Source organism: Gordonia sp. LMA484, assembly GCF_058129505.1.
Map to the genome: position 1 here is coordinate 1,238,538 of NZ_CM176700.1, position 26,428 is coordinate 1,264,965.

Annotated in this window: 29 protein-coding genes; 16 read left to right on the plus strand and 13 right to left on the minus strand. The window is 65.9% G+C overall.

Going from position 1 to position 26,428, the window contains the following annotated elements; all coding sequences use genetic code 11:
• Positions 1-42: 42 nt before the first annotated feature.
• From AC4AMJ_RS05165 to AC4AMJ_RS05175, 3 genes are all read right to left on the minus strand, one after another.
• A complete protein-coding gene (locus tag AC4AMJ_RS05165; RefSeq protein ID WP_489917442.1) occupies positions 43-876 on the minus strand; it encodes an aldo/keto reductase in 834 nt (277 codons plus the stop codon).
• Between the two features lie 69 nt (positions 877-945).
• A complete protein-coding gene (locus AC4AMJ_RS05170; RefSeq protein WP_489917443.1) occupies positions 946-1,887 on the minus strand; it encodes an NADP-dependent oxidoreductase in 942 nt (313 codons plus the stop codon).
• Between the two features lie 428 nt (positions 1,888-2,315).
• Entirely contained in the window at positions 2,316-2,789 is a 474-nt protein-coding gene (locus AC4AMJ_RS05175; RefSeq protein ID WP_489896633.1) for an NUDIX hydrolase, read from the minus strand.
• A 72-nt stretch (positions 2,790-2,861) separates the two neighbouring features.
• On the opposite strand from AC4AMJ_RS05175, the gene AC4AMJ_RS05180 reads away from it, so the two are divergent.
• The 6 genes from AC4AMJ_RS05180 (at position 2,862) to AC4AMJ_RS05205 (ending at position 6,206) form a co-directional block, all read left to right on the plus strand.
• Positions 2,862-3,359 carry a hypothetical protein gene (locus AC4AMJ_RS05180; RefSeq protein WP_489896632.1) on the plus strand — a complete coding sequence of 166 codons (498 nt, stop codon included), beginning with the start codon at positions 2,862-2,864 and terminating at the stop codon, positions 3,357-3,359.
• Positions 3,360-3,421: 62 nt separating this feature from the next.
• Complete coding sequence (locus tag AC4AMJ_RS05185; protein WP_489896631.1) at positions 3,422-3,640, plus strand: hypothetical protein; 219 nt, start codon at positions 3,422-3,424, stop codon at positions 3,638-3,640.
• Positions 3,641-3,662: 22 nt separating this feature from the next.
• Positions 3,663-4,172, plus strand: a complete 510-nt coding sequence (locus AC4AMJ_RS05190; RefSeq protein WP_489900997.1) for an O-acetyl-ADP-ribose deacetylase — start codon at positions 3,663-3,665, stop codon at positions 4,170-4,172.
• A 113-nt stretch (positions 4,173-4,285) separates the two neighbouring features.
• Positions 4,286-4,939 (plus strand): hypothetical protein, encoded by a 654-nt coding sequence (locus AC4AMJ_RS05195; RefSeq protein ID WP_489896630.1) that lies wholly within the window; start codon positions 4,286-4,288, stop codon positions 4,937-4,939.
• Between the two features lie 13 nt (positions 4,940-4,952).
• The gene (locus AC4AMJ_RS05200; protein WP_489896629.1) at positions 4,953-5,243 is read left to right on the plus strand and encodes a hypothetical protein; all 291 of its coding nucleotides are present in this window, start codon (positions 4,953-4,955) and stop codon (positions 5,241-5,243) included.
• A gap of 90 nt (positions 5,244-5,333) precedes the next feature.
• A complete protein-coding gene (locus AC4AMJ_RS05205) occupies positions 5,334-6,206 on the plus strand; it encodes a ParA family protein (RefSeq protein WP_489917444.1) in 873 nt (290 codons plus the stop codon).
• Positions 6,207-6,371: 165 nt separating this feature from the next.
• Here AC4AMJ_RS05205 and AC4AMJ_RS05210 read toward each other — a convergent pair whose 3' ends face one another.
• The gene (locus AC4AMJ_RS05210) at positions 6,372-8,192 is read right to left on the minus strand and encodes an MFS transporter (RefSeq protein WP_489896627.1); all 1,821 of its coding nucleotides are present in this window, start codon (positions 8,190-8,192) and stop codon (positions 6,372-6,374) included.
• Positions 8,193-8,243: 51 nt separating this feature from the next.
• Positions 8,244-8,693 (minus strand): MarR family winged helix-turn-helix transcriptional regulator, encoded by a 450-nt coding sequence (locus AC4AMJ_RS05215; RefSeq protein ID WP_489896626.1) that lies wholly within the window; start codon positions 8,691-8,693, stop codon positions 8,244-8,246.
• 209 nt (positions 8,694-8,902) lie between these two features.
• Between AC4AMJ_RS05215 and AC4AMJ_RS05220 the strand changes: the two genes are divergently transcribed.
• Entirely contained in the window at positions 8,903-9,175 is a 273-nt protein-coding gene (locus tag AC4AMJ_RS05220; protein ID WP_489896625.1) for a GlsB/YeaQ/YmgE family stress response membrane protein, read from the plus strand.
• 94 nt (positions 9,176-9,269) lie between these two features.
• Here AC4AMJ_RS05220 and AC4AMJ_RS05225 read toward each other — a convergent pair whose 3' ends face one another.
• Complete coding sequence (locus AC4AMJ_RS05225) at positions 9,270-10,658, minus strand: NarK family nitrate/nitrite MFS transporter (protein ID WP_489896624.1); 1,389 nt, start codon at positions 10,656-10,658, stop codon at positions 9,270-9,272.
• A gap of 343 nt (positions 10,659-11,001) precedes the next feature.
• Between AC4AMJ_RS05225 and AC4AMJ_RS05230 the strand changes: the two genes are divergently transcribed.
• Both AC4AMJ_RS05230 and AC4AMJ_RS05235 read left to right on the plus strand, forming a co-directional pair.
• Entirely contained in the window at positions 11,002-11,655 is a 654-nt protein-coding gene (locus AC4AMJ_RS05230; protein ID WP_489896623.1) for an SDR family oxidoreductase, read from the plus strand.
• Positions 11,656-11,660: 5 nt separating this feature from the next.
• Positions 11,661-13,037 carry an FAD-binding oxidoreductase gene (locus AC4AMJ_RS05235; protein WP_489918375.1) on the plus strand — a complete coding sequence of 459 codons (1,377 nt, stop codon included), beginning with the start codon at positions 11,661-11,663 and terminating at the stop codon, positions 13,035-13,037.
• Positions 13,038-13,053: 16 nt separating this feature from the next.
• On the opposite strand, the gene AC4AMJ_RS05240 is transcribed toward AC4AMJ_RS05235, so the two are convergent.
• Complete coding sequence (locus AC4AMJ_RS05240; RefSeq protein ID WP_489917445.1) at positions 13,054-13,674, minus strand: cysteine hydrolase family protein; 621 nt, start codon at positions 13,672-13,674, stop codon at positions 13,054-13,056.
• A 134-nt stretch (positions 13,675-13,808) separates the two neighbouring features.
• Between AC4AMJ_RS05240 and malQ the strand changes: the two genes are divergently transcribed.
• On the plus strand, positions 13,809-15,956 hold the full coding sequence (gene malQ, locus AC4AMJ_RS05245) for a 4-alpha-glucanotransferase (protein WP_489917446.1): 2,148 nt from the start codon (positions 13,809-13,811) through the stop codon (positions 15,954-15,956).
• An 80-nt stretch (positions 15,957-16,036) separates the two neighbouring features.
• Here malQ and AC4AMJ_RS05250 read toward each other — a convergent pair whose 3' ends face one another.
• Both AC4AMJ_RS05250 and AC4AMJ_RS05255 read right to left on the minus strand, forming a co-directional pair.
• On the minus strand, positions 16,037-17,215 hold the full coding sequence (locus tag AC4AMJ_RS05250; RefSeq protein ID WP_489900993.1) for an MFS transporter: 1,179 nt from the start codon (positions 17,213-17,215) through the stop codon (positions 16,037-16,039).
• Positions 17,216-17,439: 224 nt separating this feature from the next.
• A complete protein-coding gene (locus AC4AMJ_RS05255; protein ID WP_489896620.1) occupies positions 17,440-17,862 on the minus strand; it encodes a globin domain-containing protein in 423 nt (140 codons plus the stop codon).
• Positions 17,863-18,036: 174 nt separating this feature from the next.
• On the opposite strand from AC4AMJ_RS05255, the gene AC4AMJ_RS05260 reads away from it, so the two are divergent.
• Both AC4AMJ_RS05260 and AC4AMJ_RS05265 read left to right on the plus strand, forming a co-directional pair.
• Positions 18,037-19,539 (plus strand): flavin-containing monooxygenase, encoded by a 1,503-nt coding sequence (locus AC4AMJ_RS05260; protein WP_489896619.1) that lies wholly within the window; start codon positions 18,037-18,039, stop codon positions 19,537-19,539.
• Between the two features lie 40 nt (positions 19,540-19,579).
• The gene (locus AC4AMJ_RS05265) at positions 19,580-20,608 is read left to right on the plus strand and encodes a zinc-binding alcohol dehydrogenase family protein (protein ID WP_489896618.1); all 1,029 of its coding nucleotides are present in this window, start codon (positions 19,580-19,582) and stop codon (positions 20,606-20,608) included.
• Positions 20,609-20,612: 4 nt separating this feature from the next.
• Here AC4AMJ_RS05265 and AC4AMJ_RS05270 read toward each other — a convergent pair whose 3' ends face one another.
• Positions 20,613-21,440: an SOS response-associated peptidase gene (locus AC4AMJ_RS05270; protein WP_489917447.1), complete on the minus strand. Its 828-nt coding sequence runs from the start codon at positions 21,438-21,440 to the stop codon at positions 20,613-20,615.
• A gap of 73 nt (positions 21,441-21,513) precedes the next feature.
• A complete protein-coding gene (locus tag AC4AMJ_RS05275) occupies positions 21,514-22,011 on the minus strand; it encodes an aminoacyl-tRNA deacylase (protein WP_489917448.1) in 498 nt (165 codons plus the stop codon).
• Positions 22,012-22,164: 153 nt separating this feature from the next.
• Between AC4AMJ_RS05275 and AC4AMJ_RS05280 the strand changes: the two genes are divergently transcribed.
• Positions 22,165-23,052 (plus strand): sigma-70 family RNA polymerase sigma factor, encoded by an 888-nt coding sequence (locus AC4AMJ_RS05280; RefSeq protein WP_489918376.1) that lies wholly within the window; start codon positions 22,165-22,167, stop codon positions 23,050-23,052.
• On the plus strand, positions 23,049-23,366 hold the full coding sequence (rsrA, locus tag AC4AMJ_RS05285; protein WP_489896614.1) for a mycothiol system anti-sigma-R factor: 318 nt from the start codon (positions 23,049-23,051) through the stop codon (positions 23,364-23,366). The genes AC4AMJ_RS05280 and rsrA overlap by 4 nt, the downstream gene beginning before the upstream one ends.
• 305 nt (positions 23,367-23,671) lie before the next feature.
• On the opposite strand, the gene AC4AMJ_RS05290 is transcribed toward rsrA, so the two are convergent.
• Positions 23,672-23,746 (minus strand): 50S ribosomal protein bL37, encoded by a 75-nt coding sequence (locus tag AC4AMJ_RS05290; RefSeq protein ID WP_370452957.1) that lies wholly within the window; start codon positions 23,744-23,746, stop codon positions 23,672-23,674.
• A 114-nt stretch (positions 23,747-23,860) separates the two neighbouring features.
• Between AC4AMJ_RS05290 and AC4AMJ_RS05295 the strand changes: the two genes are divergently transcribed.
• Together AC4AMJ_RS05295 and AC4AMJ_RS05300 are read left to right on the plus strand one after the other, a co-directional pair.
• Positions 23,861-24,076 (plus strand): biotin/lipoyl-binding carrier protein, encoded by a 216-nt coding sequence (locus tag AC4AMJ_RS05295; protein WP_489896613.1) that lies wholly within the window; start codon positions 23,861-23,863, stop codon positions 24,074-24,076.
• Positions 24,077-24,134: 58 nt separating this feature from the next.
• Entirely contained in the window at positions 24,135-25,640 is a 1,506-nt protein-coding gene (locus AC4AMJ_RS05300; protein ID WP_489896612.1) for a sensor histidine kinase, read from the plus strand.
• A gap of 155 nt (positions 25,641-25,795) precedes the next feature.
• On the opposite strand, the gene AC4AMJ_RS05305 is transcribed toward AC4AMJ_RS05300, so the two are convergent.
• The gene (locus AC4AMJ_RS05305) at positions 25,796-26,050 is read right to left on the minus strand and encodes a WhiB family transcriptional regulator (protein WP_161062209.1); all 255 of its coding nucleotides are present in this window, start codon (positions 26,048-26,050) and stop codon (positions 25,796-25,798) included.
• Positions 26,051-26,428 lie beyond the last annotated feature (378 nt).

Here is a 26,428-nt window from a genome sequence, read left to right on the forward strand (position 1 = left end):
GGCCTGCCGAGGGGCCGCGTGTGTCGTTCGTGCCGGTGAGCGCTACGGAATGTAATTGAACTCGTCCGGGTTCGGCCCGCGCCGACGATCCTTGTTCAGTCCGTCGATGGCGGCCATGTCCTCACTGGACAGCTCGAAGTCGAAGAGGGCGAAGTTCTCCTCGACCCGCGAACGGGTCACCGACTTGGGGAACACGATGTCGCCGCGCTGGATGTGCCAGCGCAGGGTGATCTGGGCGGTGGTACGGCCCTTCTCACCGGCGATCTTGGTGAGCACGGGGTCGTCGAGGACGTCGCCCTGCGCGATGGGCGACCATGCCTCGGTCGCGATTCCGTGCTCAGAGTTGAATGCGCGCAACGCATTCTGGGTCAGATACGGGTGAACCTCGATCTGGTTGGCGGCCGGCACCACATCGGTCTCGGCAAACAAGCGCTCGAGGTGGGCCTGCTGGAAGTTGGAGACGCCGATCGCGCGGGCCTTGCCTTCGGCATGGATCTTCTCCAGTGCACGCCAGGTCTCGACGTAGTCGGTGTCGATGCCGGGGAGCGGCCAGTGGATCAGGAACAGGTCCACGGCGTCCACGCCGAGATCGGTCAGGGTCTGATCGGTGGCGCGCACGGCGTCGTCGTGGGCGTGGAAACCGTTGTTCAGCTTGCTCGTGATGAAGATCTCCTCGCGCGGGATGCCGGACTCCGCGACCGCCTGACCGACCTCCTTTTCGTTGCCGTACATCTCGGCGGTGTCGATGTGGCGGTAGCCGATCTCCAGCGCCGTCAGGGTTGCCGCCTTGGTCTCCTCCGGCGGGATCTGAAAGACACCGAAGCCCAGTTGTGGGATCTCGACACCATTGTTGAGAGTGATTGTGGGAACAGACATTCTGTTTCATTCACCTTTCGTCGATCATCGGTTTCACAGGACGGTTCGTCGGTGGGCCGGATATGCGAGTCAGGGTACGAGGATGAACTTGCCCCGCGGATGGCTGGTCGCCAGTTCGTCGAGGGCGCGCGCCGCCTCGGTGAGTGGGAAGGTCTTGGCGACCTCGGTGATGAGCGCACCCGAGGCTGCGTCGGCGATGAGACCGTCGATGGCCTCGGCGCGGTGGCGGCGGCTGTCCGGGGTGCTGCCATTCACCAGCACGATACCGTCGGCGGCACGCCCGAAGGCGGCGACGCTGATGATCTTTCCCGGGTTGTCGACCAGCTCCAGGGACGCGTCGATCGCCTCGGGGGTGCCGGCGGCGTCGACGACGACCGTCACCGGACCCGGAGCCGTCGCGCGTACCCGATCGACCAGTCCGTCGCCGTACGCTACCGCAATGGCGCCCAACGACCGCAGATGATCGTGGTTTCGCGTGCCCGCGGTGGCGATCACCGTTGCCCCGCGTGCGACGGCCAGCTGGATCGCGATCGAACCCACGGCGCCGGATCCACCGTGGATGAGCACGATGTCCGATGAGCCGACGCCGGCGGTGCCGATGGCATCCGCGGCGGTCGTTCCGACCAGCAACAGTCCTGCAGCATGCTCGAAGTCGAGTGCGGCCGGTTTGGGATGGATCGCGGTGGCCTTGGCCACCAGCGTGTCGGCAACGGCGCCCACAGCGCGGTAGACGATGACCTCATCGCCGACCTCGATCGGGCCCTTGTCTGTTTCCGCGCCTTCGCCTACCTCGACGACGACACCCGCAGCCTCATACCCGATGGGTAGCGGCAGCTTCGACTCATCGGCGCCCAGTGCGCCCAGCACGGTCTTGACATCGATCGGGTTCAGCCCGATGGCGCGCGTCTCGACCACGACCTGACCCGGTTGAGGCGACGGAATCGACACATCGACGAACGCGAGGACGTCGGACGGGTCCCCGTATGCGGTCGCAACGAGCTTCTTGGCCATGCCCGGTACAAGGACAGGGCCCCCGTCGAGTATTCCGAGCCGGCTCATGGGGCCCGATCGCCGGCGGCGGGAGCTATCTCATACCCCGATCCCTGAGGAGGTCCGGAGCGCCAGGGGCGGGGGATTGTTTCTCCCGATCCCTGAGGAGGTCCGGAGCGCCAGGGCGGGGATTGTTTCTCCCGATCCCTGAGGAGGTCCGGAGCGCCAGGGCGGGGGATTGTTCTCCCGATCCCTGAGGAGGTCCGGAGCGCCAGCGGAGGACCGTCACGAAGGGTCGGCCCTTCGTGACGCTCGCGGGCTTGCTCCTCAGGGACCGGGTGGTCGCGGGCTCGCTCCTCAGGACCGGGTGGTTACATCAGGGACCGGTGGGGGGGGTTACGTCGGCGGGACGCTCCCCAGGCGCCCGGAGCGCCAGCGCTGCGCGACACTCAGCGACGAAACCAGGCGGACGGATCGTTCCGCAGTGCCTTGTCGATGCGGAGTCGCGACGTCTCGGCGAGATCGTCGGGTAAATCGTCGATGGCGAACCAGTCGACTGCGGTGTTCTCGTCATCGGCCGGGTGCGGCTCGCCGTCGATGTGACGCGCCAGGAAGCAGACATCGAGGTACTGGGTCTGATCGCCGTTGGGATATGTGATCGTCGGCGTCACGTCGACACTCGTCAATCGCAGCACCTCGGCGCGAACGCCGGTCTCCTCGGCGATCTCCCGAAGAATCGCCCGGGCCGGCTCCTCCCCGGGTTCGAGCACTCCCGACACCACGGCCCACTGGCCGGTGTCCGCACGATGGGTGAGGAGGATGCGGTCGTCATGATCGACGATGACCGCGCTGACGCCGGACAGCCACAACGGCGCATGTCCGACGTGGCGGCGCAGGTCACGGATGAATTCTGGGATGGGCACACCGCCATCCTGCCCGAGCTTGTCGGTGGTCGGTGATTCACTTGCGCCGTCCCGATACAGGAGGTGTCGCCCATGACCCAGTACCAGCCCGACCGCCACCCCGAGGCGGGCCGTTCTCGCCGGTCGGTCGACTGGGCAGCCATGGACCGATGGCTGGTCGAATCCATGGGCCGGATGCCACGCGCCGCCATCCTCGATGTCGGTCCGGCCGGAATCCGGGTCGACGACGATTCGCGTGACGCCGACTGCGCCCAGATCCTGGCGCTGAGCTCGGAGACGTTTCTCTTGCGCCTCTCGACCGTGATCATGTCGGCTCCGGTGCTCTCGTCCTACAGCGTGTCCCGAAGTGCGTTGGACACCTGGTTCTACGACGACACGTTCGACGACTGCACGCATGGTTACCTGATGAGCCGTTCGCGTCGGCGCATCGCAGAGATCACGGTCGCCTGGTTTCGCGATCGGTGCAACTACACCACCCCCGACCAACTCGGGTGCTCGTACACCGCTCCGGCGCAACTGCCGAGGTCGGCGCCGTCGGGCGGAGCTGTCGAGCGTCAGGGATACCCCTGATCTTTCCCCGATTTAGACCGCCGGCTGATGATTTTCCGGCCCGCAACGATCACAGTGGAGTCATGACAACATCAACAAATCCCAACGGGACAACAAGCAACGGAATCGGTTTCTGGAAGGTGCTCGGCATCATCGCCGTGGTGCTGCTGGCGCTCGCCATGGTGGGACCGCTCCTCAAGGGTCTGTTCTGGATCGCACTGCTCGGCCTTGCCGTCTACGGCGGGTACGCGCTGTACAAGTCGAGGTCCGGCAAGAACGTGAACGGGCCGACGTCGTACTGACCGCCTGATGGTCTCGGCCGGCATGGGCAGCATCGACATCGTCATCGGCGACATCACCACGATGCGCGTCGACGTGATCGTCAATGCCGCGAACTCGTCTCTCCTCGGTGGTGGGGGCGTGGACGGCGCGATTCATCGCGCGGGTGGCTCGGTGATCCTGAACGAATGTCGGTTACTGAGAGAGACGACACTGCCCTCGGGCCTGGAGCCCGGAGCCGCGGTTGCCACCACCGCAGGAGATCTTCCGGCTCGATGGGTGATCCACACAGTCGGGCCGGTCTATTCGCCCGGCGAGGATCGCTCGTCGGTTCTACGGGCCTGCTACACCCGCAGCCTGCGGTTGGCCAATGCGATGGGCGCCTCGTCCATCGCATTTCCGCTGATCTCGGGGGGTGCCTACGGATGGCCGCTCGATGATGCCGTCGGGCAGCAGGTTCGTGCTGTCAAAGGCGCAGATTCAACTGTCGAATCGATTACGCTCGTTGCCTTTTCGGACGAGATCGCGGATCTCACACGCCGCGCACTGAGCTAGCACTCATTCTCGGGCCGTGGTGACTATCCTCTGCTGGTGGCCGAAAACCGGGGGTACATGACCCACGCCTGCGGGCATCGCGATGCGAGCCGTGACCTGGCGCGTGGCCGACGATGACCGCCGACGCCGATCACGCGGAATCGACGACCACGCGGCCTGAACCAACACTGCGGGAACCGACGGTCCTGCGACCCCACACCTTCGCGTATGCGGCGGCCGAACGCACCCGGACCGACCGCGAATCGTCTCGTGCGGCCGACGTTCCGATCCTGGATCGTCTTGCCCGTATGGCGGTGTCGGCCAGCCGGGTGACCGATCACGGGTCGATCCCCGGGGAAGTCCTCATCGACGTCGATGCAGAGATCTGGCGCAGTGCCGTCGCGCCCGGCTATCTGCGACTTTTCGTCGCCGGTCATGGTCATGACGGCACGATCGCGATCGTGTTGACCCGTTTCGTCGTCGATTCCGGGATCGCGATCTCCGAACTGATCGATCATGCCTTCGTGGAGGCGCGAGCGCTTCCGGAGTGGAACGAACACGAGGCCACTCGCACCCAACCGGGCTTTCGGACCGCAGGTTCATCCATGCAGACCGGCACCTACGTCGGCGACGACCAGACCTGGTACTGCGCGATCCGGTACGCGGCGTACCGCCGCGGGAATGTCGCATATCTCCTGCACGCCACCGGAACCGCCCCGGCGAGGGAGGGCGCGTCGTTCCGCCGATCTATCGGCGCCGCGGTGAGCTCGGTCCGATTCGACGACTGACGGGAGACGGGAAATGGTCAGACGTTGCGATCGTGTCGACGATCTGGAGGCCGTGCTGGCCGCAGAGGCCGACTTCGTGGACGATCCCGACGATCAGGGTTGGATGACCGCAGCGATCGGCGAGCAACAGCTCTACGTCCGGATGGGTGATTTTCCGGACGAGGACCTCTGGTCGCTGTGGCTCGGTGACGGGCGGTGGATGGATTTCACCGTCCCGCCCGCGGGCTGGACCTTGCGGGTACCCGGCAGGCGCTGGCCCGCCGGAGCCCGCCCGCGATTGCCGAAGAACGAATTCCACGGTTGACGGCGCACCCGGACCGCTCGCTGGCATTAGGCTGACCAGGGAGTCCGTGCCAGTGTGCGGCCCTTGCGGGCCACGACATCGGGGTGTGCCATGCCGACCGCGATCGCGACCATCAGCCTCAAAGGCGGTGTCGGCAAAACGACGCTGACCGCAGGTGTCGCCGAATTCCTGGCGGGCGAATTCGGGAAACGGGTGTTGCTGATCGACCTGGACGCCCAGACCAACCTCACCACGATGATGATCGGTCCGGACCGCTGGCAGCAGTGCAATGCACGCGGCCATACGCTCGCGACGCTCTTCGGTGATGTCCTCGACGGCACCGAGCAATTCGATCTGGCCAAGACCCTCCAGCGTGATGTGTCGCCGGTGCGCGCAGTTGCCGGCATCGACCTGCTGCCATCGTCCCTGGACCTGATCGAGCTCTCCGAAGAACTGAGCGCACATCGCGTGGCCGCCGACGATCACGCCGCGGCCGTGGGCATCCTGCGCACGGCCGTGGCGTCGATCGCCGCCGACTACGACTTCATCTTGATCGACTGCCCTCCCAACGTCGGGCCGTTCAGTCTCAACGGTTTGGCGCTCGCCGATGCCTACGTGATCCCGACCATCCCGGATGTGTTGTCCACCTATGCGATTCCGCACATCCAACGGCAGGTCGCCGACTTCGCCGCCGAGATCGGCCGCCACATCATCGAACTCGGTGTGGTCGTGACCAAGTTCCGGAGCGGATCGGTCCTGCACCAGGACACGATCCGCCGGCTCCGTCGTGATCCCACCATCCAGAACGTCTTGCCCGCCTACCTGCACGAGGCCAACGTCATCGGCGCCGCCGCGGAGTTCACGCCCTATCCGACCCTGCATGCGAAGTACGGACACCACGGTCATTTCGACCAGTTCCGCAGGCTGGCGCAGGCACTGATGATCGAGGTCGGCGTGAAGCTCGATCGGGGTCGACCTGGCTAGTGCTGCACTAGGACCGTGCAGGGCGTTGGGCCGCCATGATGGCGGGTGACATCACCACCGACAGGTCAACGGCCACGTCACGATCATCGTCAGGGGCCATGACGATGTGGCCAAGCCCGATCCGTGCGATCGCGTGCGATCCGTCGCGGATCGTTGCGGCGGCAATCAGCGAACCCCAGGCGGTCCGGATACCTCGCTGATCAGCTCAGAAGGCGACTCCGACGATGCAGAGGCGGCGACTGCGGCCAGGTCTTCGCCGATCGAATCCCGGTGGACCGCGGTCGGCTCGTCGGGTGAGCTCGCATCGGACTTGCGCCCGCCGGTGAACAGCGAGGCGATCGCGCCGATCACGCAGCACACGATCGCGAAGCTGAACGCGGCCGACAGTCCGTCCGCGAACGGATTGGTGATCAGATGCGGGAAGAAGTCCAGCCCGGTCAGCGTGTCCTGGTTGGCCTGCGGAAGGCTCGACAGCTGGCCGCCGAGGAGCTGCTCCACAGGGTTGTAGCCGAGGAATGCGGCGAAGAGTACGGCGACAGCGGGAAGCTGGGCGATCTGACCCGCCTGGGCCGCGGAGACCCCGTTGTCGATCAGGCCGGCGCTCATGGTCGCGGGCAGATGGGCCGAGAGACCGGTGATCATCAGACTGAAGAACAGGCCGATCGACAACACCATGGCGGTGTTCTGGAAAGTGGTCATCATGCCCGATCCGGACCCGCGGGCGTCGGCCGGCAGGCTGTTCATCACCTCCGCGCGGTTGGGCGAGGAGAACAGTCCCATGCCGATGCCGTTGAGCAGCAGCACGACCGCGAACGCGGTGTACGAGAAGTTGACCGGCATCGCGATCAGTGCGGCGAAGGACGCGGCGGTGAGCAGCATGCCGGTGGTGGTGAACCACTTGGTGCCCAACCGATCCGACAGTGCGCCGGACAGAGGCGCGGTCACCAGGAATCCGATGGTCAGGGGGATCATGTAGATCGCCGACCACAGTGGCGTCTGCTCGAAGTTGTAGCCGTGCTGGGGGAGCCAGATGCCCTGCAGCCAGATGATCAGGATGAACTGGAGGCCGCCGCGGCCGATCGAGGCCATCAGGTTCGCGATGTTGCCGAACGTGAACGACCGGTTGGTGAACAGGTGCAGGTTGAACAGTGGGCTGGGCGCCCGGGTCTCGATCAGGACGAAGGCGGCGAGGACGAGGCCACCGCCGATGAGGCAGGACAGCACCATCGGACTCGTCCATCCCATGCTGTGTCCGCCGTAGGGCTGGATGCCGTAGGTGATCCCGACCAGCACGGCGATGAGGCCGACCGCGAAGGTCAGGTTGCCCCACCAGTCCATCTTGGCCTTGCGCCGAACGCCGGTGTCGCGGAGCTTGAGGTAGGCCCAGATGGTGCCGATCACGCCGAACGGCACCGACACGAGAAAGATGAGGTGCCAGTGGATCGGTGCCAGCACACCGCCGACCAGCAGGCCGAGAAACGAACCGGCGATGGCCGCGACTCCGTTGATACCCAATGCGAGTCCGCGTTGGTTGGCGGGGAATGCGTCGGTGAGGATCGCCGACGAGTTGGCCATCAGGAATGCCCCGCCGACGCCTTGGATGACGCGCCAGAAGATGAGCCAGATCGCTGCTTCGGAGCCGTCGAACCAGGTGATGGCCAGGAAGATCGACGAGATGGTGAAGATGGCGAAGCCCATGTTGTACATGCGGGCTCGGCCGAACATGTCGCCGAGGCGTCCGAAGCTGACCACGAGTACTGCGGTGACGACGAGGAAGCCCATCATCATCCACAGCAGGTAGCTGGTGTTCTCGGGCAACAGCGGGTTGAGGTGGATGCCCCGGAAGATGTCCGGGAGCGCGATCAGCACGATCGAGCTGTTGATCGTGGCGATCAGCATGCCCAACGTGGTGTTGGACAGGGCGATCCACTTGTAGTGCGGATCGTGGTCCGCGCTGGAGGTGTCTGCGGGCGAGGTGGATGTCATGGGAGTCCTAGCCGGCGGAGGCGTGTCGGTGGTCGATGTGTGTGGCGGGCATCAGATCGCACCGAGGGCATCGGCCAGGATCGCGAGTCCTCGGTTCACCGTCACGCGGTCGTCCTCGTCCAGGCCGTCGATCGCTTCGGCGAGCACGCGGGCCCGCATGGTCCTGGCGTTGGTGATGAGTTCCACGCCGGCCGGTGTGGCGCTGAGGAGTTTGGCTCGCCCATCGTCGGGATCGGTGGTGCGTTCGAGGTAGCCCTGCTCCTCCAGCGCGGCGACGATGCGCGACATGGTCGGGGCCGAGACCGATTCCCGCTCGGCGAGTGCGGACAGTCGGATCGGGCCGTGGTTGATGACGGTCCACAGCGCGGCGGCGACGCCGGCGGTGAGGTTTCCGCTCCCGCCGCGGGTGCGCAGGATTCGGGTGATGCGCGTGAGCAGGTGATAGAGCGTCGCGATGTCCGTCGCGTCGTCGACCTCGGCGGTCGGGTTGACCAGCGCCATGCGCGCCACCTTTCGCGGGGGGATGGGGCCCGTTCGGGGTTCCGTCCAGATGGTTAGTTGTAGGTAGCTAACTATATTAGTTGCGTAGTGCTAAGTAATCGAATCGTAAAGAGATTTCCCCCGATCTCTTGCCGGTGCGCGGGTACCGTTTTCGGGTACGACACGTCATCGCGGATGAGTGGGCTCGCCGCAGATCTGGAGGACCTTCAATGCTCGGACTGGGAATCATCGGTTGGATCATCATCGGCGGACTCGCGGGGTGGGTCGCCAGCATGATCATGAAGACCAACGCGCAGATGGGGCTTCTGCTCAACATCGTGGTCGGCATCGTGGGTGGTTTGATCGGCGGGTTCATCCTCAAGCTGTTCGGCGTCGACGTCGAGGGCGGTGGACTGATCTTCAGCTTCGTCACCTGTCTGGCCGGCGCCTGCCTGCTGATCTGGGTCGTCGGCCTCGTCCGGGGGCGGGGTTCGCGGGTGTGACCGGAAAGCCCTGACCCGCCAAGCACAGCAGCGCCCCGCCACTTCCGAGTGGCGGGGCGCTGCTGTGGTCGGTGAAAAGCGTGTCCGGTGTGGGTCAGACCCCGGCCTGCGCCATCCGGGTGCTCGGGCGGATGTAGAAGGCCCACGTGACTCCGAGCAGTGCGATGAAGAAGAACACGTAGAACCACAGGGCCGGCTCGATGTTGCCGAAGTGGCTCTTCGACCAGGCGTAGGCCAGCGGCACGATGAATCCGCCGAATGCGCCGACGGAGGAGATGATCCCGAGTGCGCCCGCGGCCTGACGGCGCATGTTGGTCATGATCTCCGGGGTTCCGCCCGCGTCCTCACCCTTCACCCGGAAGATCTTGGAGATCATCCGGTACGTCGAGCCGTTGCCGATGCCGGTGGCGATGAACAGGAACATGAAGGCGGTGAAGAACAAGGGCAGGTTCTCGATCTTCACCGACCACAGTGCGCCGGCCGCGCCGACGGCCAGCATGACGAAGCTGACCGCGGTGATCCGCGCGCCCCCGATGACGTCGGAGAGCTTACCGCCCAGCGGGCGCGCGATCGAACCGATGCCGGCGCCGAGGAAGGCCCAGGTCAGTGCGATGTCGCCGCGATCGAAGACGGCCTTCAACAAGCTCGGGAAGGCGGCCGAATAGCCGATGAACGAGCCGAAGGTGCCGATGTAGAGCAGAGACATGATCCAGGTGTCCTTGTGTCGCAACGATTCCCAGACAGGCTTCACGTCGGCCTTGGCCTCGGCGAGGTTGTTCATGAACAGGAACGCCAACACGGCGGCAGCAACCGCGAGCGGCGCATAGAACAGGCCGGCGTAGGACAGGGTCACGCCCGCACCGATCACGACGATGTACGGAATGATCTTCTGCGCCACCGCGACACCGATGTTTCCGCCGGCGGCGTTGAGGCCCAGCGCCCAGCCCTTCTCCTTCTCCGGGTAGAAGAACGAGATGTTGGCCATCGAGGAGGCGAAGTTGCCACCGCCGAATCCCGCCGTCGCGGCGACGAGCAGCAGTAGGCCGAAGGGGATGTCGGGGTTGGACACAGCCCATGCCAATCCGAGGCACGGGATGAGGAGCAGCAGTGCCGAGATCACCGTCCAGTTCCGCCCGCCGAACACCGGGACCGCGAAAGTGTAAGGGAGACGCAGGAATGCGCCGACGCCGCTGGGGACCGCGACCAACCACAGCGCCTGGGTGGTGGTCAGGGCGAATCCGGATGCGGCGGGCGTACCGTCGGCGCCGGCGGTCATCTGGACGACGACGATGCTCCACAACAGCCACACCGAGAATCCGATGTGCTCGGCGAAGATGGAGAAGCAGAGGTTCTTGAGGGCGACCTTCTTGCCGATCGAGCTCCAGAACGTCTCGTCGTCAGGCTGCCAGTTGTGGATCCAGTGGCCCCGTTGGTCGAGTGCGACCTCGTCCGGGGTGCGGGTGGTCTCAAGAGTTGATGTCATCAGGGAACTTCCTGGGATGTGAGCGGCTGCTGAAGAAAGGCGGGCGACGCTGCCCAGATGTACTGCGATGAACCTATGGACGCCCCGTTACGTGCCGTGCGCGCTCCCGTTACGCGACAGTCAAGCGCTTCGCACATTCGCCGACGGTGGCTGTGAGGGAATCGGGAGGCCCGGCGGGCAGTGAAAGCCGCAGGTCAAGACCTCACAGCCAGTGTAGCGCGCTGTGCGGAGTAGCAATCGGGGATGAATCGGGGAACGGGGTGTCGCGACTCACGCCATCGTCGCGGCGATCTCGCCTAGCCTGGCGTAGAGGCCAGAAACCCGACAAGAGAAGGAGAAACGCATGAGCCAGATTGCCATCATCGGTGGTCACGGCAAGATCGCGTTGCGACTCGCGAAGATCCTGTCCGATCGCGGTGACAAGGTGAGCTCGATCATCCGGAATCCGTCGCATTCCGACGATGTCATCGCCGCGGGTGCCGATCCGGTGGTCGCCGACGTCGAGCAACTCGACGCCTCGGGACTGGCCTCGGTGCTCTCCGGGGTCGATGCGGTGGTGTGGTCCGCCGGGGCCGGCGGAGGAGACCCGAGTCGGACCTACGCCGTGGACCGCGACGCCGCCATCCGCTCGATGGATGCCGCACAGAAGGCGGGGGTGCGCCGCTACATCATGGTCTCCTACTTCGGTGCCGGCCTCGACCACGGTGTGCCCGAGGACAATTCGTTTTACGCTTACGCCCAGGCGAAGGCCGAGGCCGACGTTCACCTGAAACAGACGCCGTTGGAGTGGACGATCCTCGGACCCAGTCGACTCACCGACGAACCGGGAACCGGCAGCATCGACGTGGGTGGCACGCGGGCATCGGGCGATGAGGTCAGCCGCGACAACGTGGCCGCTGTCGTGGCCGCCGTGATCGCCGATCCGACGACGGTGCATCGGACCATCGAGTTCAACGACGGCAGCACACCGATCGCCGAGGCCCTCCGCGCGCCGTGAGCACGATCGAGGCGTTCCTCGGTCGTGCTCGCGCGATCGTCGGTGACACACAGGTGCTGACCGATCCGCAGGCGATGTCCGGCCACCTCACGGACTGGACCGGCCGATGGACGGGGTCGGCGGCCGCGGTTGTCCGTCCGCGTACCACCGACGAGGTCGCGGCGATCGTGTCGGCCTGTGCCGACGACGGGATCGCGATCTGCGTGCAGGGCGGGAACACCGGATTGGTCGGCGGATCCGTCCCGCCCGCCGACCACGACGACGACCGGTCGCCGCTGATCGTGCTGAGCACCGCACGGATGGACGATGTCGACGAGGTCGATACCGTCGGTCACTGTGTGGGCGCTCAGGCCGGGGCGACGATCGACGCGATCGACCGGTCTGCGCAGGTGTGCGGCCTGGCCTTTCCGGTCGATCTGGCCTCGCGTGAATCCGCCACCGCGGGAGGGGTCGTCGCGACCAATGCGGGTGGGGTCCGGATGATCCGGCATGGCAACACACGCGCCCAGGTGCTGGGCATCGAGGCGGTGCTCGCCGACGGACGCATCCTGCGTCGGTGGACGTCGCTGGTGAAAGACAATGTCGGTTATGACCTTCCGGGTCTGCTGGCGGGTAGCGAGGGGACACTCGCGATCATCACGAGGGTGCTGTTCCGGTTGATCGCACCGCCCACCGAGACGATCGTCCTGGTCGCGGCCGTCGACCATGTGGAGGACACGTTCGCGCTGCTGGACCAGTTGACCGCTCGCGGCCTGACCATCGAGGCCGCGGAGATCATGACCGAGGACGGACTCCGGCTGGTGCATGAGCGCGGGGTCCGCCGCCCGGTCGCGGTGCAGGCGCAGTTCTACACGCTGGTGGAGGTCTCCGGTACCGGCGGGATCGAGGCGGTGGTTCTCGATGCGCTGGAGAACGCCGCGGTCGCCGACGCCGTTCTCGAACCGGGCCCGGGTCGCGCCCTGTGGGCGGCGCGCGAACTCCACACCGAATCCATCTCCCGGTCCTCCACCACCCCGGTGGTCAAACTCGATGTGTCCGTGCCGATTCGGGCGTTGCCGGAGGCGCTGGCCGAGCTGTCGACGGTCGCCGACGTCGTCGACCACGCATGTCGTCCCATCTTGTTCGGCCACATCGGCGACGGGAACATCCACGTCAACCTGCTCGACGTCCCGGAGGATCGGGCCGATGAGGTCACGTCACACGTGTTCGGGATCGTCGCTGCCAACGGCGGCAGCATCAGCGCGGAGCACGGCATCGGGCGGGCCAAGGTCGCCTGGACACACCTCGGACGCAGTGACGTCGACCTCGCGACGATGCACGCCGTGAAAACCGCGCTCGACCCCGCGGGTTTGCTGAATCCCGGCGTCCTGTTCGGCCGATAGCGCCGGTTGGCTGGTGTCAGCCGCCCACGGCCGCTTTCACCGCCGCGGAATCGGCCGGTTCGGAGAACATCGGGTAGTCGAACTCGATCGCGTTGTCATGTTCGGCCACCGAGGTCGCCGCGGTGCAGTCGGTCAGGGTGATCACCCGATAACCGTTCTCGTACCCGGTGCGCATGGTGGACTCGACACAACAGTTGGTGAGGTACCCGGCGAGGATGATCGTGGTGATCCCCTTGCTACGCAGGATGAAGTCGATGTTCGTGCTCGCGAACGTGTCCAGCCCGCGTTTGCCCTCGATGAGGATGTCGCCGTCGGCGGGAGCGAGGTCGTCGACGATCGCCGCACCCCAGGAGCCCTTGACGAAGGCGTTGCCGTCGACGACGCCCTTGAGGATCCCGTAGGGGTGGCGGGTCAGTTCGCCATAACCGGGCGCGAAGGTGATGGGTGCATGCATGATCGTCACCCCCGCTGCTCGCGCCTTGTCGACGAGGTCGATCGTGTTGGCGAGCATGCCGGTTTTGTCCATGACCTCGGCGACAGCGTCGTGCAGGACACCGCCGTCACTGGTGAACTCGTTCTGGAACTCGATGAGCACCAGAGCGGTTGTCGTGGGATCGAGGGTCAGCGTGTCGGCCATGTGTATGCCTTTCGACGATGAGCGGCGCCCGCCTGATTCAACGAGCCCGATTCAACCACCTTTCGAGTGTGGCCCCACCGAATTCGCGTGGTATTCATCGGGCGCACCGCGCCGAATCCTGAGACCATGCTCGGGTGACGACGGTGCATGTGCCACGCGAGCAACTGGCCGGGCTGGCCCGACGATGTGGCGTGGCCACGAGCTACGTCGGCTGGGATGAGCTCGAGCACGAGGTGAGTTCGGAGACGATCGTCGCGGTCCTCGACTCTCTCGGTGTGACGGCGGGATCGGCAGCCGAGATCGACGCCGCGCATGCCGCGCTCGATGACGAGGCCTGGCGCGCGATGGTGCCCGCCGTGACGGTGGCCACCCAGGGGTCGGGTGCCACGTTCGTGGTCCATGTGCCGCACTGGGATCCCGTACACGTGTGGATCACTACCGAGAGCGGTGCGACCGCGGATCCCCAACAGGCCGACGTGTGGGTGGAACCACGCGAGGTCGACGGGGTTCTCATCGGGCGCGCGACATTTGTGGTCCCCGCCGACCTCGAACCGGGCTATCACACCGTGCACGCCGTCGACCCGGTCACCGGCAGTTCCGACGAGCGCCCGTTGATCGTGACACCGCGCCGACTGTCCACCGCGGACAAGCTCTTGGGCCACCAGCAGTGGGGCCTGGCCGTCCAGCTGTATTCGGTGCGGTCGGCGCGGTCATGGGGCGTGGGCGACTTCGCCGACCTCGGCGAGATCTGCGCGATCGCCGCGAGCAACTACGGGGCGGACTTCGTCCAGATCAACCCCGTGCACGCGGCCCAGCCCCGCGCGCCCATCGAGGCCTCTCCCTATCTGCCCGTGACCCGACGCTTCATCAACCCGCTCTACATCCGCATCGGCGACATCCCGGAGTCCGCGACCCTCGACAAACGTGATCGCAAACGGATCCGGGTGCTCGAACGAGCACTCTTCGACGAGAATCTCTCGGTAGCGAAGATCAAACGCAACAAATCCTTTCGCGCAAAGATGGCCGTTCTCGAACGGATACACGAGCAGCCGCGGTCCGAGGCCAGGGACTTCGACTACCGCTCCTTCTGTCGACGTGAGGGCAAGGGGCTGAAGCGGTTCGCCACCTGGTGCGCCCTGGCCGAGCAGTACGGGGACGACAGTCCGAAATGGTCGACGAAGCTGCAGGACAAGGACTTCGTCAAGGGCAAGCGTAAGGAGCTCGCGGGCCGCGTCGACTTCTTCATGTGGCTGCAGTGGGTGTGCGACGAGCAACTGGCGGCGGCCCAGCACTCCGCGATCTCGGCCGGCATGGGAATCGGGATCATCGCCGATCTCGCCGTCGGGGTCGCGCGGCACAGTGCCGACGTCTGGATGCTCGGCGAGGTGCTGGCAAGCGGCGCCACCGTCGGGGCGCCGCCGGACGGTTTCAATCAACAGGGGCAGGGCTGGGATCAGCCACCCTGGCATCCGCGCCGCCTCGCCGAGGCCGGGTACGTCCCGTACCGCGACATGCTGCGGACCGTTCTGCGACATGTCGGCGGAGTGCGGGTCGACCACATCCTCGGGCTCTTCCGGTTGTGGTGGATTCCGGATGGCAAGGGGCCCGCCGACGGTACCTACGTCCACTACGACCACGACGCACTGATCGGCATCCTCGCCCTGGAGGCGGAAAGGGCCGGCGCGGTGGTGATCGGTGAGGATCTCGGCGTCTTCGAGCGGCATGTGCAGGAGGCGTTGACGCAGCGGGGAATCCTGGGGACGTCCATCCTCTGGTTCGAGCACGGCCAGTACACGCCGATACCGCCCGAGGACTACCGCGAGTTGTGTCTGACCTCGGTCACCACCCACGACCTGCCACCGACGGTGGGCTATCTCGCGGGTGATCACATCGAATTGCGTTCTCGCCTCGGACTGTTGGAGACCGGCGAAGAGGCCGAGCGGGCCCGCGACGAACGTGACCGGGACGCGGTGCTGGCGATGGCCCGGGCGCGTGGACTGATCTCGGAGGACACGCCGCTCACCGACCCGCGGACCGTGGACGCGCTCTATCGCCTGATCGCGGCGAGCCCGTCGGTGCTGCTCGGGGTGGCGCTCGTCGACGCGGTCGGGGAGCGGCGCATCCAGAATCAGCCGGGAACGGGAGCGGCGCAGTATCCGAATTGGTGCATCCCGTTGGCCGGCGACGACGGCGAGGTGGTCCTGGTCGAGGATCTCGCCAGCAACGCGCGGTTCGCGGAGCTGGTCGAGGCGCTCAACGATGCGGGTGTCGGTCGCGGCTGATCAGTGCGTCGGCTCGATACGGTCGAGGGCGTCACTTCAGGCTGCGACCGTGAGCCCCGGTGTTGCTCCGACGAGCGCTGTCAGCCGCGGTTCGATCTGGCCGAGACGCTCGGGGCAACCGGGTTGTCGGCGCGGACCCGTCGGTCGGCGCGAACCGCCATCACGGTGAGCGTCAACGCGATGAGCGCCATCAGCCCGACCACGATGTTGAACACCACGCCCGAGGTCCGCAGCCCCCAGTGCGATGCCGCAATTCCCTCACCGACGATGGGAATCGAGATCGCGACGTAGGCGACCACGAAGTAGGTCGAGGTGACCTCGGCGCGTCGGTCGGCGGGACTGGCGGCGACCACCGCGGCCAGCCCCTTGGAGAAGGAAAGACCTTGTCCGACCCCGCTGATCACCGCACCCACGATCAGAACGGTCAGCGACGCGGCGAGAAGTCCCCAGATCAACACCGCCACACCGACCACGAGGACCGCGCATCCGACGACCAGGGCACGCTCGGTCGGCTGTGATCGACCGACGATCTGCGTGAGCGCCGAGGTCAGGAACAACACCGCGACGAGGATTCCGGATACCGCGTGGGAACCGATGCCGAGGATGTGCGACACGAACGACGGTGCGACGCCGCTGAATGTCCCCATCACCGCGAATCCGGCGAACGCCGCGATCGCCGCCCGCAGGAACACGCCGCGCACCTCGGCCGGGACGGAGAGTCGCTGTACGGAAAACCGCGCGTCGGGTTTCACGTCGACCGGTTCGGCGATGAACCAGATACCGACCAGCACGGGTACGAGCAGGACCAGGTCCACCGCGAACGGGAGATGCAACGGCGCAGGTGCGAACTCCGCGAGCAGTCCGGCGACGAGTGGCCCGAGGCCGAGTCCGCCGATGTTCGCGGCGGTCGCGATGGACGGAGCGCGGCTGCGCCACCCGGCGGGCGCCAGTTCGATCACCGCAGCGGTGGCGGCGCCCGCATAGATGCCGGCGGACAACCCGGACAGCACGCGGCCGATCATCAGCTGCCAGACCGGACCGGCGGTGATGAAGACGACCGCGCTGATCAGGGACAGCACCGCTCCGGCGATCAGCAGTGGTCGTCGGCCCACCACGTCGGACAACCGTCCGAAGACGACCAGTGCCGTGATGACACCGGCCGCGTAGATCGCGAAGATCACGGTCGTGGTGGTGACACCGAACCCGAGTTCGTCGGAATAGATGGCGTACAGCGGCGTCGGCAGAGTCGTGCCCATCATGACGACCGTGAACGCGAGAGCTGCGGAGACGAAGGCCCAGCCACCTGACGTACGCCGGCGCGAGTCCGTGGCCCGGGTCGGCTGAGCGGCCGACGGCATATGGTGCGGACGGCTGTTTCCGGTCGATGGCATACCACTGCCAGCGCCGGGCGAGGCAAGGGTATTCCGACCGACGCACGGGCGCCGGCGGCACGGCCACGGCCAGCAACAGATCTCCGGGATTGTCAGGCGGCCCCGGAGGCGTCCTCCTCGGCCGGATACGCCGCGACCATCAACGAGGCGACCGCCGTGAGTGCGTCGGTCCACGCCTGTGTCATCTCGGGCGTCCAGCTCTCGCCCCCGATCTCCGACATCGCGGCGATCATGCAGTCGGCGACCGCCGCATACATGGGTTCGGTGACCCCGAGTTCGGCGTGGCGTCGGCCGAGCGAACCGAGGGTCGTCGACAACCACTCGGGCTCGTCGAGATGATCGACGACCGCGATGACCGCGGTCCGCAGCATGGCGGCCTGCTGACGCTGATCGCGGCTGAACATCGGTCTGACCTCTGGGTAGCGCTCGAAGAGGATCTCGTAGAACCGGACGGTCAGTCCGGCGTCCGGCAGATCGACGAGCGAGAGGCTGTGCTCGAGAAGGTTCTTGTCCATGTGGTGATGGTCCGGCGCAGCTGTTACCTGACAATTACCGGCGCGGCAATTGGTCTTGGCCGCGGGTAACCGGGATCTCACACCGTGTCGGCAACGGTGTGAGATCGCCGAGGAATCGACTCTGGTCCCGCGCGCGCCGCTGGGTTAGTGTGTCTTGCGTAACATCAAAATGGCATGACGGGCGGGGTGATGACGGTGCGGCCAGATCACGAGGTGGTGATCGTCGGCGCGGGCTTCGGCGGCATGGGCGCCGCGATCGAGTTCAAACGACACGGGATCGAGTCGATCGCGATTCTCGAACGGGAGCGCGATCTCGGTGGTACCTGGCATGTCAATCACTATCCCGGCCTCGCGGTCGACATCGCCTCGGTGACGTACTCGTACTCGTTCGAACCCAATCCGCGCTGGTCGCGGCTCTTCGCCCCCGGTGCCGAACTCGAACGGTATGCGCAACACGTGGCCGACAAGTACGACCTGAAGCGGCACATGGAGTTCGGTACATCCGTCGAGCGTGCGCAGTGGGACGATGACCGGCAGATCTGGCAGGTCACCACCGCCGACGGCGCGACGCGTACCTGCCGCTACCTGGTCACCGCCACCGGATTCCTGTCGCAGCCGCACGCTCCCGACTTTCCCGGGATGGACTCGTTTGCCGGAACGATCATCCACACGACAGCGTGGCAGGACGGTCACGACTTCACCGCCGAGCGGGTGGCGATCGTCGGGACCGGTGCCACCGCGGTCCAGTTGATTCCGGAGATCGCCGCGCAGGCCGAGCAATTGACGGTATTTCAGCGCACACCGATCTGGGTGGTGCCGAAGATCGACTTCCCGATACCCGCGGCGGTACAGAATCTGTTCGCGCGGGTGCCTCTCACGCAGCGCCTCGCCCGGCTGGTCAACACCGCGGGCCTCGAGGCGCTGATGGTGTTCGGTGTGCTCCATTTCAAACAGGCGAAGCCCGGCAACCGCGCGGCCGAGCTGCTTGCGCGGGCGCATCTGCGGTTACAGGTCAGAGATCGGGGAACCCGCCGTGCGCTCACGCCGACCTATGATTTCGGATGCAAGCGACCGACCTTCTCCAACAGTTACTTCCGCACCTTCAATCAGCCTCACGTTGCGCTGCAGACGGGTTCGATCGCCCGCATCGAACCCGATGCGATCGTCACCGAGGCCGGTGACCGGATCGGCGTCGACGTCCTGGTCCTGGCCACCGGCTTCAACCTGTGGGATGTCAACTTCCCGGCGTTCGAGATCGTCGGTCGAGACGGACGAAATCTGGGGAAATGGTGGCGGGAGAATCGTTTTCAGGCTTATGAAGGCATCACGATACCGGGTTTCCCGAACCTGCTGTCGCTGAACAGTCCGTACTCCTACAGCGGCCTCTCGTACTTCACGACGATCGAGGGCCAGATGAAACACATCCGAAGGATCTTCGCCGAACTCGAGCGCAGTGGCCGGTCGACCTTCGAGGTCACCGAGCAGGCCAACGCGGAATTCCTGGCAACGGTCACCGAACGTCTCGGATCGTCGGTCTTCTACAACGGGAACTGTGCATCATCGCGCAGCTACTACTTCAATCAGCACGGCGAGGCGGCGTTGCTCCGGCCGAGTTCGACCCTGTCGACACTGCGCGAGATGGACCGGTTCCCCTTGGACGCCTACACCTACCGCTGATGGCGGTTCGGGGCGACCCGATCGGACCTATCCTTGGCCTATGCACGCCTGGGTGGTCCAGAATCCGGGGCCGATCACGGACCGGCCGTTGTCCTTCGTGGAGAGGCCCGTCCCGGAACCGGCCGCCGACGAACTACTCGTCCGGGTGATCGCCTGCGGTGTCTGTCGGACGGACCTCCATGTGGCCGAAGGGGACCTCGAGGTCCGGCGTGACCAGGTGACGCCGGGGCACGAGGTCGTCGGCGAGATCGCCGGGATGGGTGCGGAGGCGGACGGATTCGCGCTCGGTGACCGGGTCGGTGTGGCCTGGCTGCACCGGACCGACGGCACATGTGCTTACTGCCGTCGCGGCGATGAGAACCTGTGTCCGGCATCGTCGTACACCGGTTGGGACCACGACGGCGGGTACGCAGAGTACACGACGGTGCCGGCCGCGTTCGCCTACTCGCTACCGGAGGATCTCGACAGCGTGGCCGCCGCGCCGCTGCTGTGTGCCGGGATCATCGGGTATCGCGCCCTGAAACGGGCGAGCCGAACCGATCCCGGGGCCGAGTTCGGCTTCCGGGTGCCCGACCGGCTGGGGTTGTACGGCTTCGGTGGCAGCGCCCACCTGTGCGCGCAGGTCGCGATCGCGATGGGCGCGAGGGTGCATGTGATGACGCGCGGTGCGGCGTCCCGCGAGCTGGCGTTGACGCTGGGCGCGGACTCGGCCGGCGACGCGTATGACGCCCCGCCCGAGCCGCTGGACGCCGCGATCACCTTCGCACCGGTCGGGGATCTGGTCCCGGTGGCGATGCGAGCACTCGACCGCGGTGGGATCCTGTCGGTCGCCGGCATCCATCTCACCGACATCCCGACGCTGAACTACGAACGAGAATTGTTCTACGAGAAGGAGATACGCTCGGTCACCGCCAACACGCGCGCGGACGGCCGGGAGTTTCTCGCGGTGGCGGCACGCCATGGGGTTCGCGCGAGGACCCACACCTATCCACTGGCCGAGGCCGACGAGGCACTCATCGATCTGAAGGCCGGGCGCTTCGATGGTGCGGCCGTCCTGGTCACCGACTGAGCACTCACACCGGTTCGAGCAGCTCCGGACCGTTGTTGGCGACCCGATTGACCAGCGGTGCCACCTCACGGATGTCGATCGCCTCGGCGACCGCTTCGCTCGGGGGCGCGAAGAGATCGTTCGGCGCGGTGTGGTCCGGATCGAGCCATGCGTCCCAGTTGTCGAAGGGCATGATCAGCGGCATCCGGTCATGGACGTCGCGGAGGTGGCCGACCGCGTCGGTGGTGAGGATGGTGCAGCTCAACAGCGGCGCCGCATCCTTGGGTGCGTCCTTCGGACGCCAGACCGACCACAATCCCGCCATGAACAGCCGGGTGCCGTCCACCGGTGACATGAAGTACGGCACCTTGGTCGGTTTGCCCTTGTCGTCGACGGGTCCCTTGCGCCACTCGTACCAGCCGTCCATGGGCACCAGACAGCGTTTGGACTTCACCGAGGTCCGAAACGAACTCTTCTCCGCGGCGCTCTCCGCGCGCGCGTTGAACAGCAGGGGACCCTTGTTCACGTCCTTGGCCCACACCGGTACCAGCCCCCACCGCATCGCCCGGACCCGCAGTGCCGGATCGTCGTCGGGATCGTCGGGGGAGTGTCGCTTGACGACGGTCATCACCGTCGTCGTCGGCGCGACGTTGTAGTTCGGTCCCGGTTGGCGGGGTCCGTTCTCCGACTTCTCCGTACTCTCCGACTTCTCCGTACTCTCCGACTTCTCCGTACCCTCCGTCTCGCTCGAACTCGCCGTCGTCGGGTCGAGCGGCACCGGTACCTCATTGATGGCGTCGATCTCGGCGGCGAGTTTCGCCGGGTCGGTGGTCACCGCATAGCGTCCGCACATGTGTCCATGCTGTCACGCCGGACCGACGGTGGTCTCGGTCGGCGCGGTGATCGGAGACCGTCCGTCCGGCCCGTCAGACCGCGATGTCGGCGACCACGGCATCGGTGACGGCGACCAGGTCACCCGGGGCGAGGGCGACCTCGAGGCCGCGTCGACCGGCGCTGCAGAACACGGTCGGCCAGTCGAGCGCAGAACGATCCACCACCGTGGGCAAAGCGGTTCGTTGGCCGATCGGCGAGACCCCGCCGAACACATAACCCGTCGATCGGGTCACCGACTTCTCATCGGCCATCCGGGCCTTCGACGCACCGGGCACCACGTGAGCCAGCGCCGCCGCGGCTGCTTTGAGCGACAGGCGACGTGGAACCGGCACCACGGCCACGGCGAGTGTCCCGGCGAGATCGATCACCAGCGTCTTGAAGACCTGCTCGGCGCTGGCCCCGACGGCGTCGGTGAGTGCGCTGACCGCCTCGGCTCCGTAGGCGTCGGTGTTCTTGTCGTGCGGGTATCGATGCACGGTGTGCGTAATGCGCGCACGCTCGAGTGCGGCCACCGCGGGAGTCGCGGCCATTGTTGTCTCCCTTCTCCTCGATCGATGCCGATCGTCGCGTGGAACATTTGTCGCACCACGGCTGTTGTTGAGTGTGGTGACGAGCTGGACACTTCGTCTTCTTGTTGCCGCAACCTGCACGTTCTCGACTCCGAAGGAAGGTCGATCAGCCACATGAGTAGCGTCGGCTTGCTCGTACCCGCCTCACCGGTACACGAGCCCTCAGACGAGCCGGGCATCGCGCCCGGATCGTCATCGGTAAGCTTGACCGACAGCGGAACGTCGGCGCCCGAGCCCCGTTGGGTGTTCCCGGCGCCGGACGACGTCTCCGCGAAGGCCGTCACCGAAGGGATCGTAGTGGTCGAACCCGAGTCAACCGATCAGGCGCCCGCCGACGAGGCGGACGAGTCCGGGGCGCGCGCGTCCGGGGCCGGATCGCAGGCACCGAGCCGCACCGATCCGACCGAGACACCCGAGGCGCTCACCGAGCGTTTCGAGCGTGATGCGCTGCCGTTGCTCGACCAGATGTACGGCGCCGCTCTGCGGATGACCCGCAATCCGGCCGACGCCGAGGACCTGGTGCAGGAGACCTATGTGAAGGCCTTCTCGGCCTTCAAGTCGTTCCGTGAGGGCACGAACCTCAAGGCGTGGCTCTATCGCATCCTGACCAACACCTATATCAACGGCTATCGCAAGAAGCAGCGGCAGCCGGCGCAGTATCCGACCGACGAGATCACCGACTGGCAGTTGGCAGCGACCGCCGAACACTCGTCGACCGGGTTGCGATCGGCTGAGATCGAAGCTCTCGAAGCCCTACCCGACGACGACATCAAGGCAGCCCTGCAGGAGTTGCCCGAGGACTTCCGTATGGCGGTCTACTACGCCGACGTCGAAGGGCTGCCGTACAAGGAGATCGCCGAGATCATGGATACCCCCATCGGCACCGTCATGTCCCGTCTGCACCGCGGTCGTCGTCAACTGCGTGAACTGCTCGCCGACGTCGCCCGTGAGCGCGGTTTCAACCGGGCCGCTCGCACCTCGGAGAGCGAGGTGGCACGATGAGCAGCACACATGGTTCCGAGGAGCCCCGAATGGACGCCGACGCCGATCCCGAGTTCCTGCAGCTGGACTGTTCCGCGGTTCTCGCCGACGTCTGGCTGCTCCTCGACAACGAGTGCGACTCGGGTGCGCGGTCGCGACTGCAGTCGCACCTCGACAGTTGCCCGTCGTGCTTCGCCCACTACGGCATCGAACGGCAGCTCAAGACCCTGATCAATCGCAAATGCGGCAACGATCACGCCCCCGAGGGCCTCCGTGAGCGGCTGCGGGTGGAGATTCGCAAAACCGTCATCGTCCGCGAGACCGGCCAAGCGTAGCCAACACGGTCACCACCGCACCAACCTCACCACCGTGCCCAGCACGGAGAGCAACCGCACGAACCTCGCCATCGTGCCCAGCACGGAGAGCAACCGCACGAACCTCACCATCGTGCCCAGCACGGAGGTCGAGAGAACCCCAGAATTCACCGACAGCACCCACCCCGGCTCGGACCGATGAGGTCCGCGACCAACGGTGGGTGCTGTCGGTGAATTCTGGGGTTCTCTCGACGCGACAAGCGCCGAGCCTCCGACGCGAAAGGCGCCGAGTCCAAACCCCGCAGTAGTGCTCGCGACCCCTGAGATCAGGAGTTGGGACGCTTGCCGTGGTTGGCAGCGTTCTTCTTACGAGCGCGCTTCTTGCGACCGCGCTTACCCATGACGGATCTCCTTCGTGCTGATTGCGTCCTCGATTGTCCCATGCTGGTGGCTTCGGTTCCCAATCGCCCATCGACCTCGTCGTGACCAGGCGGGAAGTGAGCTAGTTTATGTCCATGGCTGAAGACGTCGTGGCGGAGATCGTGGCTAGTGTTCTCGAGGTGCGGGCGAGCGCCGGGCAGCAGGTCGACGTCGGTGACACCCTGTTCCTGCTCGAGTCGATGAAGATGGAGATCCCGGTCCTGGCGGAGGAGCCCGGCACGCTTGCCGACGTCAAGGTCAAGGTGGGCGATGTCATCCAGGCCGGCGACGTCATCGCCGTGTACCAGTAGTCGGGCGTCGGTGGACACACTGCCGCCCTCCCGGCTCGCTGGCTGAGCGCGTTCGCACATGTCGACGCTGGCCGACCTCCTCGCCGAACACACTCAGCTCTCCGATGCGGCCGCCGCGCATCTGCAGCGGCTCGTCGCCGAGTGGCAGTTGCTGGCGGATCTGTCGTTCGCCGACTTCCTGATGTCGGTGCAGACCGAGAACGGCGACATGGTCACGGTGGCGCAATGCCGACCGAACACTGCATCGACGGTGTTCCCGCGTGACGAGGTCGGGTCGGTCGCCGACGGGACCGTCAACCCTCAGCTCGAGCGCGCGTTCGTCGCTGATCGGGTCCTGCGTGATGAGGACCCGGAGTGGCTCGGCGCGGTGGCGATCCGGCGGGAGGCGGTGCCGGTCGGGTTCACCGGCACGGACCGCGCGATCGCGGTCCTCACCCGGGCCGTCGATCTGACCCATCCGCGTCTACCGTCGCCGCTGGAGTTGGCCTACCAGGACTCGGCGAACGACCTGTGTCAGATGGTCGCCGACGGTACGTTCCCGCATCAGGAGGGCAATCCGCGGGGGCTGTCGACGCCACGCGCCGGTGACGGTTTCGTTCGGGTCGACGAGCACGGCATGGTGGTCTATGCCAGCCCGAATGCGTTGTCCGCGTTCCATCGGATGGGTTGGGCGACCGAACTGACGCATACTCGGCTGTCCGATGTGACCTCGTCGCTGCTGACCGATCCGTTCGAGTCCGAGGATGTCGCGACGATGATCGACGCGGCCGCAGGCGCCACCCCGCCGCCGGCCGGGCCGTACCGGGATGTGGGGATGCGGATGGAAGCCGATGCGCGGCGCGCAACGGTGCTGATCCGCGCGGTGCCGCTGCGTCCACGCGGCCGGACCACGGGTGCCGTTGTCCTGATTCGTGACGTCACCGAGGTGAAGCGGCGGGACCTCGCACTGATCAGCAAGGACGCCACGATCCGGGAGATCCATCATCGCGTCAAGAACAACCTGCAGTCGGTGTCGGCGCTGCTGCGCTTGCAGGCCAGGCGTACCACCAATCCCGAGGCGCGGGGCGCGCTGACCGAGGCCGTGAGCCGCGTCGCATCCATCGCCCTGGTACACGAGTTGCTCTCCGGCAGCGTCGACGAGGAGGTGGACCTTGACGAGGTCGTCGACCGGCTCGTGCCGATCCTGGTCGACGTCGCTTCCGGCGACACCCGGGTGCGGGTCACCCATACCGATCGGCTGGGCGTCCTCTCCGCGGAGATGGCGATGCCTCTCGTGATGGTGCTCACCGAGTTGATCCAGAACGCCATCGAGCATGGGTTCGGTGCGCCGAGCGCCGACAGCGAGATCGAGATCCTCGCTGATCGAGATGTCCGTGAGCTCCGGATAGCCGTGCGTGACAACGGTTCTGGTTTACCGGAGGGATTCGACGTCGCCTCGTCTGATCGACTCGGTCTACAGATTGTGCAGACGATGGTGTCGATCGAACTCGGTGGGACGCTCACGATGGGTCCGAGTCCGTCCGGGCGTGGCACCGAAGTCGGTGTCGTCATCGGACTCCGGTGATCCCGGACACTGACGAGATGTTCGAATCCGTTCGGTCGCTGGCCGTTTGGGTATGTACGGGGATCGCCCGGCACATGAACTCCGTACAGACGAAGAGACCCGGCCGGGGCCGGGTCTCTTCGTGACCGCTGTTGCGGTTTCGGCTCTGTGGCCCCCTAGACGCTGCTCCGCGTCCGTGTACGTGCGGTGCGACGCTTGAGCGCGCGCCGTTCGTCTTCGCTCATCCCGCCCCATACGCCCGCGTCCTGTCCGGACTCCAGGGCCCACGAAAGGCATTCGGCCGTGACGGGGCACCGTGCGCAGACGAGCTTCGCATCAGCGATCTGCGCGATGGCCGGCCCACTGGTCCCTACCGGGAAGAACAGTTCCGGGTCTTCGTCGCGACAGATTGCATTGTGACGCCAGTCCATTCCTTCTCCTTCAGGTGCTTTCAAGCACCACTCGACAACTCCCAATGTCTGGTTTGTTGTGGCTGTAACCGCTAGTTCACGCGGACACACCGAATGTTTCCGCACTGTTGCTTGTGAATACTTTCACGAATCCAGGCGAAGTCAATGGTGTTCCGTTAACACGTGTGCAATATCACTGTTCCGTGACCATCCTTGGGAGGGGGTGGCTGCACACCGTTACGCACCGATGTACTACTCTACTCGTTCTTGTTACGAGTTTGCAGAGATTTCCGCAGGTCGTCGAAGAAAAACCCTGGTGGTATTCGCTTCACCGTCGGTACTCTGTGAGGCATGCCACGACGACGATGTTGATCCTCATCACATTCGCGGGCGCCGAGG

Bases quoted from the DNA above. Each gene is read 5' to 3' on its own strand.
- AC4AMJ_RS05225 (WP_489896624.1), bottom strand. From the start codon at position 10,658: ATGACATCAACTCTTGAGACCACCCGCACCCCGGACGAGGTCGCACTC.
- AC4AMJ_RS05250 (WP_489900993.1), bottom strand. From the start codon at position 17,215: ATGATGGGCACGACTCTGCCGACGCCGCTGTACGCCATCTATTCCGAC.
- AC4AMJ_RS05210 (WP_489896627.1), bottom strand. From the start codon at position 8,192: ATGACATCCACCTCGCCCGCAGACACCTCCAGCGCGGACCACGATCCG.
- AC4AMJ_RS05255 (WP_489896620.1), bottom strand. From the start codon at position 17,862: ATGGACAAGAACCTTCTCGAGCACAGCCTCTCGCTCGTCGATCTGCCG.
- AC4AMJ_RS05280 (WP_489918376.1), top strand. From the start codon at position 22,165: ATGAGTAGCGTCGGCTTGCTCGTACCCGCCTCACCGGTACACGAGCCC.
- AC4AMJ_RS05190 (WP_489900997.1), top strand. From the start codon at position 3,663: ATGGGCAGCATCGACATCGTCATCGGCGACATCACCACGATGCGCGTC.
- AC4AMJ_RS05260 (WP_489896619.1), top strand. From the start codon at position 18,037: ATGACGGGCGGGGTGATGACGGTGCGGCCAGATCACGAGGTGGTGATC.
- rsrA (WP_489896614.1), top strand. From the start codon at position 23,049: ATGAGCAGCACACATGGTTCCGAGGAGCCCCGAATGGACGCCGACGCC.
- AC4AMJ_RS05305 (WP_161062209.1), bottom strand. From the start codon at position 26,050: ATGGACTGGCGTCACAATGCAATCTGTCGCGACGAAGACCCGGAACTG.
- AC4AMJ_RS05270 (WP_489917447.1), bottom strand. From the start codon at position 21,440: ATGTGCGGACGCTATGCGGTGACCACCGACCCGGCGAAACTCGCCGCC.
- AC4AMJ_RS05240 (WP_489917445.1), bottom strand. From the start codon at position 13,674: ATGGCCGACACGCTGACCCTCGATCCCACGACAACCGCTCTGGTGCTC.
- AC4AMJ_RS05195 (WP_489896630.1), top strand. From the start codon at position 4,286: ATGACCGCCGACGCCGATCACGCGGAATCGACGACCACGCGGCCTGAA.
- AC4AMJ_RS05200 (WP_489896629.1), top strand. From the start codon at position 4,953: ATGGTCAGACGTTGCGATCGTGTCGACGATCTGGAGGCCGTGCTGGCC.
- AC4AMJ_RS05180 (WP_489896632.1), top strand. From the start codon at position 2,862: ATGACCCAGTACCAGCCCGACCGCCACCCCGAGGCGGGCCGTTCTCGC.
- AC4AMJ_RS05215 (WP_489896626.1), bottom strand. From the start codon at position 8,693: ATGGCGCTGGTCAACCCGACCGCCGAGGTCGACGACGCGACGGACATC.
- AC4AMJ_RS05265 (WP_489896618.1), top strand. From the start codon at position 19,580: ATGCACGCCTGGGTGGTCCAGAATCCGGGGCCGATCACGGACCGGCCG.
- AC4AMJ_RS05220 (WP_489896625.1), top strand. From the start codon at position 8,903: ATGCTCGGACTGGGAATCATCGGTTGGATCATCATCGGCGGACTCGCG.
- AC4AMJ_RS05165 (WP_489917442.1), bottom strand. From the start codon at position 876: ATGTCTGTTCCCACAATCACTCTCAACAATGGTGTCGAGATCCCACAA.
- AC4AMJ_RS05300 (WP_489896612.1), top strand. From the start codon at position 24,135: ATGTCGACGCTGGCCGACCTCCTCGCCGAACACACTCAGCTCTCCGAT.
- AC4AMJ_RS05205 (WP_489917444.1), top strand. From the start codon at position 5,334: ATGCCGACCGCGATCGCGACCATCAGCCTCAAAGGCGGTGTCGGCAAA.
- AC4AMJ_RS05275 (WP_489917448.1), bottom strand. From the start codon at position 22,011: ATGGCCGCGACTCCCGCGGTGGCCGCACTCGAGCGTGCGCGCATTACG.
- AC4AMJ_RS05185 (WP_489896631.1), top strand. From the start codon at position 3,422: ATGACAACATCAACAAATCCCAACGGGACAACAAGCAACGGAATCGGT.
- AC4AMJ_RS05230 (WP_489896623.1), top strand. From the start codon at position 11,002: ATGAGCCAGATTGCCATCATCGGTGGTCACGGCAAGATCGCGTTGCGA.
- AC4AMJ_RS05295 (WP_489896613.1), top strand. From the start codon at position 23,861: ATGGCTGAAGACGTCGTGGCGGAGATCGTGGCTAGTGTTCTCGAGGTG.
- AC4AMJ_RS05170 (WP_489917443.1), bottom strand. From the start codon at position 1,887: ATGGCCAAGAAGCTCGTTGCGACCGCATACGGGGACCCGTCCGACGTC.